The sequence below is a fragment of the Rhizobium sp. R635 genome, from assembly GCF_002211285.1.
Taxonomy (GTDB): domain Bacteria; phylum Pseudomonadota; class Alphaproteobacteria; order Rhizobiales; family Rhizobiaceae; genus Rhizobium.
Window position 1 is genome coordinate 161,393 of record NZ_LOKX01000005.1, and the last position, 13,091, is coordinate 174,483.

Annotated in this window: 13 protein-coding genes; 3 read left to right on the top strand and 10 right to left on the bottom strand. The window is 60.8% G+C overall.

Annotated elements, in window-relative coordinates:
• Nucleotides 1-27: 27 nt before the first annotated feature.
• On the bottom strand, nt 28-1,068 hold the full coding sequence (locus ATY78_RS06635) for a class I SAM-dependent methyltransferase (protein ID WP_088681539.1): 1,041 nt from the start codon (nt 1,066-1,068) through the stop codon (nt 28-30).
• A gap of 258 nt (nt 1,069-1,326) precedes the next feature.
• Between ATY78_RS06635 and ATY78_RS06640 the strand changes: the two genes are divergently transcribed.
• Nucleotides 1,327-3,330 (top strand): EAL domain-containing protein, encoded by a 2,004-nt coding sequence (locus ATY78_RS06640; RefSeq protein ID WP_088681592.1) that lies wholly within the window; start codon nt 1,327-1,329, stop codon nt 3,328-3,330.
• 299 nt (nt 3,331-3,629) lie between these two features.
• Nucleotides 3,630-4,454: a universal stress protein gene (locus ATY78_RS06645; protein ID WP_088681540.1), complete on the top strand. Its 825-nt coding sequence runs from the start codon at nt 3,630-3,632 to the stop codon at nt 4,452-4,454.
• A gap of 27 nt (nt 4,455-4,481) precedes the next feature.
• Here ATY78_RS06645 and ATY78_RS06650 read toward each other — a convergent pair whose 3' ends face one another.
• The 6 genes from ATY78_RS06650 to nirK all read right to left on the bottom strand — a co-directional run bounded on the left by ATY78_RS06650 (nt 4,482) and on the right by nirK (nt 9,466).
• Nucleotides 4,482-5,207: a response regulator gene (locus tag ATY78_RS06650; protein ID WP_088681541.1), complete on the bottom strand. Its 726-nt coding sequence runs from the start codon at nt 5,205-5,207 to the stop codon at nt 4,482-4,484.
• 144 nt (nt 5,208-5,351) lie between these two features.
• Nucleotides 5,352-5,723 (bottom strand): hypothetical protein, encoded by a 372-nt coding sequence (locus ATY78_RS06655; RefSeq protein WP_088681542.1) that lies wholly within the window; start codon nt 5,721-5,723, stop codon nt 5,352-5,354.
• Between the two features lie 133 nt (nt 5,724-5,856).
• Nucleotides 5,857-6,537: an NnrU family protein gene (locus tag ATY78_RS06660; RefSeq protein ID WP_088681543.1), complete on the bottom strand. Its 681-nt coding sequence runs from the start codon at nt 6,535-6,537 to the stop codon at nt 5,857-5,859.
• A gap of 39 nt (nt 6,538-6,576) precedes the next feature.
• The gene (locus ATY78_RS06665; protein ID WP_088681544.1) at nt 6,577-7,272 is read right to left on the bottom strand and encodes a Crp/Fnr family transcriptional regulator; all 696 of its coding nucleotides are present in this window, start codon (nt 7,270-7,272) and stop codon (nt 6,577-6,579) included.
• A gap of 2 nt (nt 7,273-7,274) precedes the next feature.
• Nucleotides 7,275-8,228, bottom strand: a complete 954-nt coding sequence (locus ATY78_RS06670; RefSeq protein ID WP_088681545.1) for an SUMF1/EgtB/PvdO family nonheme iron enzyme — start codon at nt 8,226-8,228, stop codon at nt 7,275-7,277.
• An 80-nt stretch (nt 8,229-8,308) separates the two neighbouring features.
• A complete protein-coding gene (nirK, locus tag ATY78_RS06675) occupies nt 8,309-9,466 on the bottom strand; it encodes a copper-containing nitrite reductase (RefSeq protein ID WP_088681546.1) in 1,158 nt (385 codons plus the stop codon).
• A gap of 200 nt (nt 9,467-9,666) precedes the next feature.
• Here nirK and ATY78_RS06680 point away from each other — a divergent pair, with 200 nt between their 5' ends.
• Entirely contained in the window at nt 9,667-10,881 is a 1,215-nt protein-coding gene (locus ATY78_RS06680; RefSeq protein WP_088681593.1) for an NnrS family protein, read from the top strand.
• 40 nt (nt 10,882-10,921) lie between these two features.
• On the opposite strand, the gene ATY78_RS06685 is transcribed toward ATY78_RS06680, so the two are convergent.
• Genes ATY78_RS06685 through ATY78_RS06695 form a run of 3 tightly spaced genes read right to left on the bottom strand, consistent with a single transcriptional unit; the run spans nt 10,922 to nt 13,059 of the window.
• The gene (locus ATY78_RS06685; protein ID WP_088681547.1) at nt 10,922-11,221 is read right to left on the bottom strand and encodes a metal-sulfur cluster assembly factor; all 300 of its coding nucleotides are present in this window, start codon (nt 11,219-11,221) and stop codon (nt 10,922-10,924) included.
• Complete coding sequence (locus ATY78_RS06690; RefSeq protein WP_088681548.1) at nt 11,208-11,738, bottom strand: DUF2249 domain-containing protein; 531 nt, start codon at nt 11,736-11,738, stop codon at nt 11,208-11,210. The genes ATY78_RS06685 and ATY78_RS06690 overlap by 14 nt, the downstream gene beginning before the upstream one ends.
• On the bottom strand, nt 11,722-13,059 hold the full coding sequence (locus tag ATY78_RS06695; RefSeq protein ID WP_348626684.1) for a hypothetical protein: 1,338 nt from the start codon (nt 13,057-13,059) through the stop codon (nt 11,722-11,724). Before ATY78_RS06695 ends, ATY78_RS06690 begins: the two co-directional genes overlap by 17 nt.
• Nucleotides 13,060-13,091: the final 32 nt, after the last annotated feature.

Sequence of the window (13,091 nt, forward strand, 5' to 3'; positions counted from 1 at the left end):
TTTGGTGAGCGCCCAGCCCCTCGAAGCTTACGACCGCTTTTTGATGGTGCTGTAAATGATGTTGCGGTTGGCGCCGAACCAGACTGTCTTATCAACCGTGTCTTCCGCCGCGCTAGCATTGGCAATGCGCCACATGTCGGCCTCGGAACGCTGGAGGAGCTCCCAGTTCATATAGGATTCCATGTATCCGTCATCGGCCATCTCGTCGGAGAAGTTGGCAAATAGAAAGACGCCGCCCGGCTTCAGCATGTCCATGCAAATCTGCGTGAGTCGGATGGCCACCTTGTCGGTAAGGTAATCGTACAGTCCTGCGGCGTAGATCAGATCGAATGTGCCAATCTGATGCTTTCGCGCAAGCAGGCCGCGCACAGATCCATCGATCGGCTCGACGGAAGTCCCGTGGAACTGGCTCGAGATCGAGCCGATACTTTGGGGATCCTGATCAAGAGCCACCCAGCGTTTGAGACGCCCTTCCGCGAGCGCCGTCGACGCCTCCGCTTCGCGAAGGTGTCCGGCGGCGATGGCCAGGACTTCGGTATCCGAACCCGTTCGCGCAGCGGTGTCGTCAACGTAGCGGGTCAGGATGTCGCGACGCTCTCTCACGGCGACCGGGCCGGGCGCGTTGATCGTGTATTCGAAGATATCCAGACCGAGAGGGGTGGATCTGGCCACTTCTTCGGCCACCGCCGGATGCCCATAAATAAAGTCTATGAGACCGGCATCACCGGAATAGCCGCGAGGTTTTTCAAAGGACCAACGCGTGAACGGGCACTGCTGCAGAATCTCTGCCGAGGAATGGGCCTGAATAAACGGGATGAGCTTCTGCCACACAGCGCCGAATTTCTGGCGGATGTCATGAAGCTGACCAATCAGCCACCTGACTGCGCCAGGCAGGTCTTTGCCGGCGGAGAACCGCTGCATCGCAATGTTGATGACGATCGCAAACTCAGCCTCCGCGGTCCGCAGGAGATCCGTTTCATGATCCTGGTGAGGTGAGGGGAAGTTATTGCTGACGGACTGCGGTGTAATCAGGCTTTGGCCATCGAGAGAAAAGAGCGGCTGTGCCACGGAACCTCACTGGTAAATAACAACTTAAGAGATAGGATAAAATCCTCAGCATTCTCTTAACGTCAAGTCAAGGTCCGCGGCAGTGGTCGCCACTGCACCACCTAATTTTAGAAAATATTAGTGAAGCTGAGAGATACAGTGCCAGCTTCGGCGCTGTTCGAGTGTTATCGGTTGATGCGGGATCTGCGTAGGGCTATCCAATTCAGCTGGCGGTCTGCGTAGGGCAACTGCTGCAAGATGTTGGGTGGCAGGGGCATGATGCACGTGTTAGCCGAGACCGCAGTCGCCACCATGCGGCCGACGCTGTCGCCAGAACGGTTGCGTCGTCTTTATAAGCATAGGAGCGAGAGCGGCCGAAAGTGCGCGACGCGCAGCGGCCTCTGGATCGCGGTGGCTGCTTACCTCGCCTACGCTTTCACGGACTATCTTTTTATTGGCGATGTCGTTCGCTACACGGTCGCTGGCCGGCTGGCCGTGAGCGCCGCTGCTTTATGCATGCTGGAACTCTTGCTCTACCGTAAGGCAAAAGCCGATACGGTCGACATGGCCGCGGCGGCGTCTGTGCTCGCAGCTTATCTTGTCTGGCTTCTCACTGCCCAGATGACCACTGTCAGGGAAGCGTTCTCATACTATATGGTTTTTGGCGCGATCTTCATGATGAGCGTCAACCTGTTCTTCAGTTTCCGGTTTCCGCTTGCCCTGGCGGCCTCCGTCACGAACATGCTCATCTTCATTGGCGCCCTCTGTCTGTTCGCGCCTATGTTGCTTGTCCACAAGCTGATCCTCGGTGCCTTCTGTATTTCCTGCTTTATTTTCACGTCTTACGTGAACCTTCAGCTCAACAGGGAGCGCTATAAAGTCTTCCTGAATGCTCTTGAAGCGAGTTTGCAGCAAGCGGCCGCCGAGGAAAGGGGCAGGGCGCTTTTGCACCTCTCGAACACGGACTCGTTGACCGGCCTTGAAAATCGCCGGGCAATCGATCAACGCCTGCGTGATCATTGGCAACGCTGGCAGGACCAACGAGCGCCCTTTGCCGTGCTGCTGATCGATGTCGATTACTTCAAGCACTATAATGACTGCTATGGCCACCAGGAAGGTGACCGTTGCCTTGTGGCTGTATCCGAGCTTCTCCAGAGCGTGGCCTCGTCCTACGGCTCGATCATCGGGCGATACGGCGGCGAGGAATTCATCGTCATCACACCCATGCAAAATTCGGAAAGAGCGTCCGCACTCGCAGAAGCAATGTGTGCTGCTGTCCGCGCGCTGGCCTGGCCGCACGAGCACCGGCGGGACGGGACCGCCGTCATCACCGTGAGCGTCGGCGTATCCTACACGCGGGACCAGACCAAGCAGGTCGACAAGGTCATTCATGAAGCCGATCGCGCGCTTTATGCCGCCAAGGCAACGGGTCGCAACACCGTCGTGGTCTTCGATCCCGACGACCCGCAGAGCAGCGATGACAGCGAGGATATCGCCGCGACCCTGAAGATCGCGCTTGAACACGGCCTCGTCTCCCTCGTCTATCAGCCGATCCGCAACGTCCAGACCGGCAATACGGACGGTGTAGAAGCTCTGATGCGTTTGAGGATGCTGGACGGAACCGCCGTACCGCCGGATAGATTTATCCCGGTTGCGGAAAGGACAGGTTCGATCGTTAAACTCGGCCGGTGGGCCATTCGCACTGTCTGCCGGGACCTGTTGGCAGCCGATCTGGTGCAGGTTGCCAGCGTCAACGTTTCGCCGATTGAACTGAAGACGCCGGGTTTCGCCAGCTATGTCGCGGCAACACTGGCGGAATTCGACGTGGCGGGCGCCAGGCTTGCTTTCGAAATTACCGAAGGCGTGGAACTGGAAATCGACCAGGAACTGGTCCGCTGCATTAGCGACCTGAGGGCGCTCGGCGCTCAAGTCTGGCTCGACGACTTCGGCACAGGCTTTGCCGGGCTCTCGTGGCTTCGCCTGATAGACTTCGACACCGTCAAGATCGATCGGTCCTTCCTCCATGACAGCAACACGGAGAGAGGCAAGAGGATGCTGCTCGACATCATCAGCCTGCTGCGCAATCGCGGCGTGAAGATCCTCGTTGAAGGCGTCGAGACGATCGAACATCAACTGCTGATGCAGCAGTACGGAATCAACCAGATCCAGGGATATTACATCGGACGGCCCGCGCCGGCGGCTCGGCTTGAAACGGATAACGTGCTGCCGTTCAGCATGGCCAGGAACCTTGATGCGAAGCGTCTGTCTCGGAATGGGCCATAGGTTCAGATCCCTTCAAGGCGACAAACATGAGGAGAAGGATGACGCACGCGCCTTTTATGAGGCGGTCGGCTTCCTGCCTTCCCCATCCGACCCCATGATGCTGATAGTCGGCTTGCGCGATCTCAACAACGCGCTGAACTCATAACCGTTGCGCTTACCTTGCCGGCGGAGAGCCAATGGCCGTCCCTCTCTCACCATTCGAGAGAACAGAGCTCCTTTTGAGGCAAGTCAATGCGCAATTCCCGGCAGACGTCAAAATGACGGTATCAGGTCTCGACCCTCCTCATTCGGAGTGAACCATGAAACGGCATATCTTTCTTCCGCTCCTCACCTATCCGGATGCGACGTCGGAAACCATGATCGCCAATGCCGTTGCGCTTGCGCACCACATGCAGGCGACGCTGACAGTCTGTGCGGTGGCGATTACCGTTCCCGACGTCTCCAATGCACTGTCGTCGCTGATCATCGATACAGGGAAGATGGCGCGCGACGCCGAAGCACTGAGCCGCAAACGCGCCTCGGTCCTGACCCAGCGGGCGGTCAATCAGGCAAAAGGGGCTTTGGTCGATGTCCGCACGCGCGAGATCAGGGTCGAAGAACCCTTCGTCGTCGAAGCGCTCGCGGAAGCATCGCGCGCTTACGATCTCGTGGTTCTGGAATCGGCCGGCCTGTCACGCCCGGTCGTCGAGGCGGTGCTGTTCGGCTCCGGGAGACCGCTCATGCTTTTTCCCCCGGCACCTTTCGGCGGCCGCATGGACCACGTCGCCATCGCCTGGGACGGCAGCCGCGCGGCGGCGCGGGCGGCTCATGATGCCGCAGCATTCCTGGAGCGGGCCTCAAGGGTTTGCCTGATTTCCGTCATCGATGAGAAGCCGATCAAATACGAGACCGGGGAATACCTGATCGAGAATCTTATGAAGAGCGGCGTCATGGCGGAGGCGGTTCAGGTGCAGGCCCGCGGTGAGCTGGTCGGGGAGGTGCTGCAAAGCAAAGCCTTCGAAGCGCGGGCGGATCTTCTCGTCATGGGCGGCTTCGGTCATTCCCGCCTGCGCGAATTCGTGCTCGGCGGCGCCACCCAGGCGGTGTTGACCAGCATTACCCTGCCGGTCCTGTTGTCGCATTGACGATCTGCCCAGTACCGATCCCAACCCTCAGTCGAGCCTGGCCGTGAAGACGTAGCCGACGCCGCGCACGGCCTTGATGAATTGCGGCTTCTTCGGATCGGTCTCGATCTTGCGGCGCAGCCGGACGATCTGGGCGTCGATCGTCCTGTCGAAGGCTTCGAGGTTTCGTCCCCGAGTCAGATCCATCAAGACGTCGCGGGTGAGCACGCGGCCGGCATGCCGCACGAAGGTCGCCAGCATATCGAATTCGCCGGTCGTCAGTTCGATCTCCGCGCCATCGGGGTCGAGAAGCTGGCGGCGGCTGAGATTGAGTTTCCAATCCTCGAAGCCGACGATCTCCTCGCTCGCGGCGTCTGCATTGCGCGGCGAAGATTGCCGGCGGCGCAGGATGGACTTCAGGCGGGCATGGACTTCCCGGAGATGGAAAGGCTTGGCGATATAGTCATCGGCGCCGACCTCCAAGCCGACGATCCGGTCGACGACATCGTCGCGCCCCGTCAGCATCATGATCGGGACATCCGAATTGGCGCGGATTTCGCGGGCAAGATCGAGACCATCCGTGCCGCCGGGAAGGACGAGATCGAGCAGGATGGCATCGAAGTTCTGCTGGCGCAGGCGTACCCGCATTTCGGTTCCGTCGGACGCGGAAGAGACCGCGTAACCCTCGCCCTCGAAATAACGTGTCAACATCTGGCGAATGCGCGGATCGTCGTCGACGACGAGAAGATGCGCGTCATACTGGGCTGTTGCCATCATCCATCCGTCAAGCCGTTGCTCGTTACAGATCGTGTCCAATGGCATCGTCTTTAACACGCTCGCCGTCCCGGTGTCACCAACAGCCGGTCGGTTGTCCTCATCAGGATCGGGAGGGAATGATGTGAAAAGGCGAGGAGCTTTTCATGCCCTACTGCTTTGATTGAGATTAGGATTCAGAGTCCTGTCTGAAACCAGCAGAAGGCGGGGTGCCGCCGGCGCTTCGGCGGCCAAGGCGGATGTTTCCCAGGCATGGCGCCACCTGCGGACGTCGTTTGCGGTGATCAGAACCGTATCCCCGTCCATCTCCTCCGATTCGAAGCGGCTTGCCGCAATTTCGCAGAACGTGTCGATATGCTGAAGAAGGCGCACTTCGGTGGCGCGAGGCGGCGAGGCTATCGACAGCAATGCGCGTCGCGAGACGACGACGGTCTTTTTGTCGGCGCCGAAACGCACCTCGATGCGTCCGGACTTGTCCCTCGCATTCAAGCTTGCTGTCATGACATCATACGGCATTCCATTGCTCCGCTCATAGGCTGGTCGCGGTTGCTTCCAGATTTTCTCCAACGTTACGACCTCAGCCCAAAGACACTTTGACCTCGATCAATGCGATGCCGGTATCTCTGCGTGGCCACGGCGGCGCGTGCCGTCAGGCAAAGATGGCGACGGGATCGGCACCGAACATCGCGCCGTGACCTCCCGCGAGCAGGAGCCACGCGGTCATGGCCGCAGTCATGAGGACCGCGAGCAGCATCGGCATGTCGATCATCGGCTGCCCTCCTTTGGAATAGGCGGCGAGCGGCCAGATCGAAGTATGTTCCGCCAGATCGGTCCAAGCGCTGCCAAGGCGCCGCTTCGCTCTTTTTTCGATCATCGGAATTGCCGCCAATGCGAATCCGGCAAATCCTCCGAACAACAGCAGGGAGCGCAGGTCGCCGTTTGCCGCGATATGGCCGCCCGCCCAGGCGGCAAATCCCCAAAGGACGGGATGTCTGGTAATTTTGGTGACGGAGCCGAGTGCGAGCGACGGGCTCAGCGTGATAGAAAGAGGATTGGCGCTCAAAAGTCCCGCGATGACGAGGAAGATGCCCAGGGGTGCGAGTACGAACGTGACCGCGGCATGCCATGGCCGCAACTCCCACAAGGGCATGTAATCCATTGCGAGCGCCGAGGCGAAAACCCAGATCAGCGCCAGAATGGAAACTGTGGAATAGCCGGCGAAATAGATCGGCCGGCCGACGCGGTGAATGATTCCGGAGCGAATGGCCGGTACGGCCGGGATGGAGTGAAGTGCTACGAAAAGCGCGAAGGCGGCAAGGAATTCGGTCAAGCGCATTCTCCTGGTTCTGCAGGCAATTCCCGATCGGCATCAATCCCGTATGCCGTCGGCGAGATTGAGGAGCTTTTGGGGATCGGTCACCGTCAGCTTCTGGCGGCCGCCCTCCACCATTCCCTTCGCTTCCCATGCACTGAGAATTCTCGAGACGGTGTGCAGCGTCGTTCCGGTCATTTCGGCGATGTCCTGGCGCGATATCGGGAAATCGATGCGGATGCCCGTTGCAACCGGCCGGCCAGCCTGTTTGGAAAGCCTGAGGACGGCGTGGGCCACCCGCTTTTCCACTTCCTCCGTCGACATTTCCCGGATGCGCGTGTGCGCTTCTTCCAATCTTTGGCCGATCGTCTGCATCGCGGTCACGGCAAGGCGCGGGTTCTGTTCGACGAACCGCGGCCACATGTCGGTCGGCCAGGCGATGACGAGGCTTTCGGCCGCCGCGACGGCCGTTCCCGGGTAATCTTCCCGGCGGAGCGCCATTGCAAAGCCGAACAGGTCGCCCGGATGAACCATCCGGACGATGATCTGCTGTCCGTCCTGGGTCACTTGCGTGACCTTGAGACGGCCGTGCAGAAGCAGGAAAAACGACTTTGCCCGCGCGCCTTGCTCGAAAACCGCGTCTCCCGGGGCGATGCGCCGCGGCGACGCGTGCTGCAGCATCGAATCGAGATCCGCATCGGTCATTCGCTCGAAGAGCGGCAATGATTTCAAAATCGTCCGGTCAATTTTCATCGTTATCCTGCTCTGCCCTGGGCATTCGTCGCCGGTCCGAACATTTCCGCCATGGCTCTTTGCGCAAAGTCTTTCACGCTTTCCAGAAAACCTGGCCTGCGAATGAGGCGGAAGCCGAGATTGTCGGGCGGGCTTCCGACCGAGCATCCGCCGCCCTTGGGATTTCGCACGAAACTGCTCATCGGGGCGCGGTGTTTGCCTGCGGCTATCAGAATGCCGCAATTCCTGGGGTCCAGTTCCGCCGCGGGATCGTTTCGATCGAGATCGACCCGTTTGTTGCAGGTCGAGGTCCATTCCCAGACGTTGCCGGCGAAATCGACCAGTCCGGTTTGACTGATTCCGAACGAGCCCTGCGACTGCGGCCGCGGGTCGATCGCCGCCGCCCGGCGGGCTTCGCGCTCGTAATCCGCAAGCCAGCGGTTTGCCGGGTTCTTGTCGTTGGGATCGATTCCGAGAGCATCGTCGGGAAAACGATCAGCCGCGGCATAGGCCAGCTCGAAATCGGTCGGCAGCCGCCATTCGGCGCCAGTGCGTTCCGACAGCCAGGCCGCGTACCGGACCGCATCGTCGTAGCTCACGCCGGTCGCGGGGATTTCCCCCTGCGAGGGCGTATCGTATCGCTGTTCGGCCGGCTCACAACGGGCATCGGCCACGCAGCGGTTATAATCGCCAAGCGTGGTCTGATATTTCATGATTTCGAGCGCCGTGGTCACTTCCCTATCCAGCTTGGGCGCATCGACGGCCAGGCCGTTGCGGAAATATTCGGTGGCGTCGCGATAAGCGAAGCCGTGCGGCGCGATGACGACGGTCTGCGGGGCGGCGACGGCCCCGGCGGGGCCTGCCGTCACGAGCAATCCCGATTGCACTGCGACAGCGACCGAAAGTGCGGCGAGCAGCGCAAGAGGAATTGCGATCGATATGCCTGAAACTGGTTCGATGGCTGCAATGCGGGCCATGGTTTTTCGCAGATAGCGCCCCCAAAAATGAGATTGGTGCGCGGGCCACCCCTGGCCCGCGCACCGCCCCCTCCGCCAGGTCAGCTTGCCGACGGTGCCCTGACCGAGGTCATGAGATCGTTGTCCCATTCGCCGGTCACCTTAAAGTGGGCCGCTGCCCCCAGCTCGAAGGCCTCGATAAGGTTATGGTTCACGTAGGCATAGATGCCTGGCTGAGCGAAGGTGTAGAGGGCGGCCCCTGCCGTGCCGCCGGGAATGAACCAGGTTTCCTGGTCCGTGTCGGGCGGGTTGAGGAATTTGCCGGTTGCCCAGACATATTCGCCATGTCCGCCGATCAGATGCGGCCGGGTGTCCCGGTTGGCCTGCGAATGAACGATCAGGACGGTTTCTCCGACCTTGGCCGTCATCGCATTGTCGCCGGTCAGGGCTCCGACCGCGCCGTTGAAGACGATGTGGGTGGGCGTCAGCGTTTTCATCGCGGCCACCGTATCTTCATAGGCCTCTCCGGGGCTGTCGTACGTCTTGAACTTGCCGGTTTCGTCACGCGGCACGTAGAAGTCCTGTTCGCCGATATAGTAGACCTTGTCGTAGACCAGCGGCTTGCCGTTGCCGTCCTTGAGGCCTTCGCGCGGCAGCACCATGATGGCGCCGTTCATGCCCGATGTGACGTGCCACGGAACCATGCCGGGAGGGGCGCAGTGATAGACGAAGACGCCGGCCTTGGTCGCCTTGAAGCGAAGAACGGTGCTCTCGCCCGGATTGACGACCGTCAGCGCCCCGCCGCCCAGCCCGCCAGTGGCGGCATGGAAGTCGATGTTGTGCTGCATCGCGTTGGTGTCGGGATTGATCAGCGTGAGCTCGACATAGTCGTCCTGATGAACCACCATCAAGGGGCCGGGAACCGATCCGTCGAAGGTCATGGCGTTGATCTCGGTGCCCTCCTTGTCCAGGATCATCTTCTTTTCCTGGATAGTGAGCGTGAATTCCTTGATCTTCGGCCCGTCCGCGGTCTTCTGCTCGTGAGCATGAGCGAAGGGCGGCTTGACGAGCTCGACCTTCTCGCGGGGAAGCTTCGATATGTCGACCTTGGCCGGCTTGGCGGTCTTCAGCGCTTCCGCCGCGGCGGCCTCTTCATTGGCGTGGGCCACTGTGTTGGATACGATGATTGGCGTCAGCGCTCCGGCAACAGCAGCACCCGTCAGCATCGTACGCCGGGTCATTTGTAGAGTATTCGTCATTGCTAATCTCCTGTAGTCGAAGACGGGCGGACGCCGCCCTGTCGAAGGGGAGAGTAGAACAAAGCCGACGGAAATCTTTGACGTGGCGCAAACTGGCTGTTTGTGCCGGCGCAAAGTTCAAAAGATCTTCTTTGCGTAATCTCAACGACCGCCGTCTTCCATCCGGGCATTTCTGCATGATCAAAATGGAGATCTTGATCATGCAGACTATAAAGGACGTGGAGACCAAGGCGCCGCGGGGAATGAGCCGTTCCGGAATGGTCCTGTTCTCCTACGGCTTTCGGCCTTTCTTTATGGCCGCGGCATTATGGGCGATCGTCAGCATCGGCCTCTGGACGGCGTTCCTCAACGACGGCGTCGCCGTGGCGAGCGATTACGGCACGCTTTACTGGCATGCTCACGAGATGCTCTTCGGTTTCGCGCCGGCTGTCCTGGCAGGCTTCCTGCTGACCGCAATCCCGAACTGGACCGGCCGCCTTCCCATCTCGGGGCGCCCGCTGGCAGCGCTCTTTGCGGTGTGGTGCATCGGCCGGCTCGCCATGTTGTTCAGCGGCAGCATCGGTTTGACGGCCGCCGTCGCGATCGACAGCCTCTTCCTCCCGCTCATGCTGGCCTTATCGGCGCGAGAGGTGATTGCGGGAAGGAAATGGAAGGATCTGAAAGTCATCGCCGGGCTGGCGGTCCTGTCGGCTGCCAATATCTTCTTTCATATCGAGGTGATCGGAGACGGCAATCCGGCGCTTGCCATCCGTCTCGGCCTCGGCGCCTATGTCCTGCTCGTCACGATCGTCGGAGGACGCATTCTGCCGAGCTTTACCAGGAACTGGATCAATCAGCGCGGCCGCACGGATTTTCCAGTCGCCTACAATCGCTTCGATGCGGCGACGATCATCGCCGGCGCCGTTTCTCTCGCCGCCTGGGCGATTGCGCCCGAATCCGTCGTGACCGGTTTCTCTGCCGCCGTTGCGGCAATCATGAACGGAATACGGCTTTTCCGCTGGCGGGGATGGACGACATGGCCGGAGCCCATCCTCTTCGTGCTTCACATTGCTTACGGTTTCGTACCGCTGGGATTTGCCGCCGTCGCCCTCGGGCCGATGGGGCTGCCCCAGGTCGCCGTTCTTCATCTCTTTGCGATCGGCGCCATGTCCATGATGATGCTGGCGGTCATGACGCGGGCAAGCCGAGGTCATACCGGACGGAAATTGAAGTCGAGCCGGGTGACGAATGCATCCTATATCGTGCTTGCCGCCGTTGCCCTGCTTCGGCCCATGGCAGAGCTGATGCCTGCCTTCACGACCCAGATACTGATGGCGTCCGCTTTCGGCTGGACGATAGCCTTCGGGCTGTTCGCGCTCGAACATGCACCGTTCCTGTGCCGGGACCGCAAACCTCTGGCCGCGCGCAAGCCATGAGGAAGAGCGCCGCCCCGTTTACGGGTGGCGGCGCTCCTATTCACACGTTCGGCAATCGTCCCATCATTTCCGGCGACCAGGCCGGCTCGTAGACCATGTCGACGACGGCAGCCGAAACGCCTTCGATCTCTTCCGCCCGGGCCTTCACCGCTTCGGCGATGAAGGCGGAGGCCGGACAGAAGCGGGTCGTCGTCGTCATTTCTATTCTGACGGCGCCATCATCCGAAACCTCGATGCCGTATATCAGCCCGAGGGCCACGATATCCGTCCCGAGTTCCGGGTCTTCTATCCCGCGCAATGCCGCCAGGATCGTTGGTTTGGAAATCTTATGCGCGGGCATCGGAAACGTTCGCCGGCGTTGCCCTGATCATGATCCTGTAGATCTTGCCGCTGGCATCGAAATCTCCGATCCACTCATGGCCTCGCGCCTTGAGCTCATTGAACAGGAAGACGGGCTCGCGGTTCAGGAGCGCGAACAACACCTCGCCGCTCTCCATCGATTCCAGGCGAGAAAGAATGCGCTCCATCGGTTCGGGTGGGGCGAGATCGGTCAGATCGAGGTTCCAGGTCGGTTCCGGCCAGATCGCCTCCGCTGTTGCGGCTGCCGGCGCGGGATCGCTGTCCGGCTTCCCCTGGGGAACGAAATCGATCTCCCAGTCGTCGTCGGCCAGGCGTTTGGTGAGATGCGAATAGCCGCGCCGCTCCAGCTGGCGGATCAGGGGGATGGGTTCGAATATGGCGTGAAGCCGCACGCCCTCGTCGGGGCCGAGCTTTGCGAAAGTATCCATAATGAGCTGGAACGGCATCCCGCCGTCGCGCAGGATCTGTCTGACGTCAAGTTCACGAAGCTGAACCATGGGCGTTACCTCTGTGGTTTGCGGCGCTAAAAAGCGCCGGCGGTTGAAAGGGTGCGCTCTTGGCGGCGGGATCGACATTCGCCAGAGTGCGGGCGAGCGCGAGCTCGATCATGAGAGCTGCTGTGGAAAAAGTCTGGACTATCGCGGCAAGATGAAAAGCCGCATCAGATCCGAGCGCGATCGCGGCCGCCGCCGCAACGACGGCAAGGTAAAAGATGCAGAGCCAGGCCGTCGCCCGGCGTCCGTTTATCAGCTCGGTCAGGCGCGGTGTCGGCCGGCGTCCGAGCAGTGGGCCGAAGGCTTCGATCCAGGTGAGGAAAGGAACGATCTTCAGGAGCTGCGACAGGCCGAACCCGGTCAGCCAGCCGAAGACGAACAGGTAGCCTATGGCGGTGAACACCTTTGGCGCGGCATCCGATGCCAGGGCGATGGCCAACATCGGCACCGAAAGCCCCAGCAGAACGAATGCCGGCAAGGATCCGGCCATGTTGAGCTCGAGGCTCTTCCGGCGCCGCGCGCGGTAGGTCGAAAACAGGTCGGCGAGATAGGCCGCGACCGGCAGCTGGAAGAGCAGCGATCCGAACAGGAAGAAGCACTGGCCCAGGACGGGTGCAAATATCGTCGAAACCATCGCCACGGCAAGGGTGCCCGCCGCAAGCAATCCCGTGGCCCGAATGAACGGCGCCCTCTTCATATCGTCGGAAAGCAAGAACATCGGCAGCAGCTTATAGCTGACGCCGATCGCGGCGAAGCTCATCCAGCCGGCGAGGCCGAAGCTCGCATGGAACGGCACGGCATTCGCGACGAAGGCGATGATGCCCGTGGCCTCCGTCAACCCGGAAACCGTGACGGCGAACAGTGCTCCCAACGCCAAGGTCACAACAAGGCATGCCATGCCGATCATGACGAGCGGCGAGGCGGCGTGAGCCGCCCTGCCGCGCCACAGACCGGAAAGCAGCACGAATCCGATCGACAACAGCGATGCCGGCAGCACCGATGATGCTGCGACCATGACCGGGCCTGCCGCCCCGGACCCGGTATCGATCAGATGGAAGCCGAAGAGGAGAAGTCCGAGCCCGGCGACGGAACCCGCAAGGCAGGGCAGGTCGAGCCGCCCGGTCGGCAGGCCGAGACCCGTCATAACCGGGGTAAACTGCAGAAGCGCCCCGATCATGAGGAGGCCGAGCCAACCGATCGTGATGCAATGAACGATAATCAGCGCGTGAGGTTCGGCGACACTCGCCGACGGCGCCCATGCTCCCGCCGAAAGCAGGCCTTCGGCCAGAAGCAGGAAGAAGAGCGCCGCGCCGAAATATGACATCGTCCAACGCGACAGTGTTGCTCCCACCGGCA

Coding starts and splice junctions, on each gene's coding strand:
- ATY78_RS06640 (WP_088681592.1), top strand. CDS start 1,327: ATGCACGTGTTAGCCGAGACCGCAGTCGCCACCATGCGGCCGACGCTG.
- ATY78_RS06645 (WP_088681540.1), top strand. CDS start 3,630: ATGAAACGGCATATCTTTCTTCCGCTCCTCACCTATCCGGATGCGACG.
- ATY78_RS06650 (WP_088681541.1), bottom strand. CDS start 5,207: ATGGCAACAGCCCAGTATGACGCGCATCTTCTCGTCGTCGACGACGAT.
- ATY78_RS06655 (WP_088681542.1), bottom strand. CDS start 5,723: ATGCCGTATGATGTCATGACAGCAAGCTTGAATGCGAGGGACAAGTCC.
- ATY78_RS06665 (WP_088681544.1), bottom strand. CDS start 7,272: ATGAAAATTGACCGGACGATTTTGAAATCATTGCCGCTCTTCGAGCGA.
- ATY78_RS06670 (WP_088681545.1), bottom strand. CDS start 8,228: ATGGCCCGCATTGCAGCCATCGAACCAGTTTCAGGCATATCGATCGCA.
- nirK (WP_088681546.1), bottom strand. CDS start 9,466: ATGACGAATACTCTACAAATGACCCGGCGTACGATGCTGACGGGTGCT.
- ATY78_RS06680 (WP_088681593.1), top strand. CDS start 9,667: ATGCAGACTATAAAGGACGTGGAGACCAAGGCGCCGCGGGGAATGAGC.
- ATY78_RS06685 (WP_088681547.1), bottom strand. CDS start 11,221: ATGCCCGCGCATAAGATTTCCAAACCAACGATCCTGGCGGCATTGCGC.
- ATY78_RS06690 (WP_088681548.1), bottom strand. CDS start 11,738: ATGGTTCAGCTTCGTGAACTTGACGTCAGACAGATCCTGCGCGACGGC.
- ATY78_RS06695 (WP_348626684.1), bottom strand. CDS start 13,059: ATGTCATATTTCGGCGCGGCGCTCTTCTTCCTGCTTCTGGCCGAAGGC.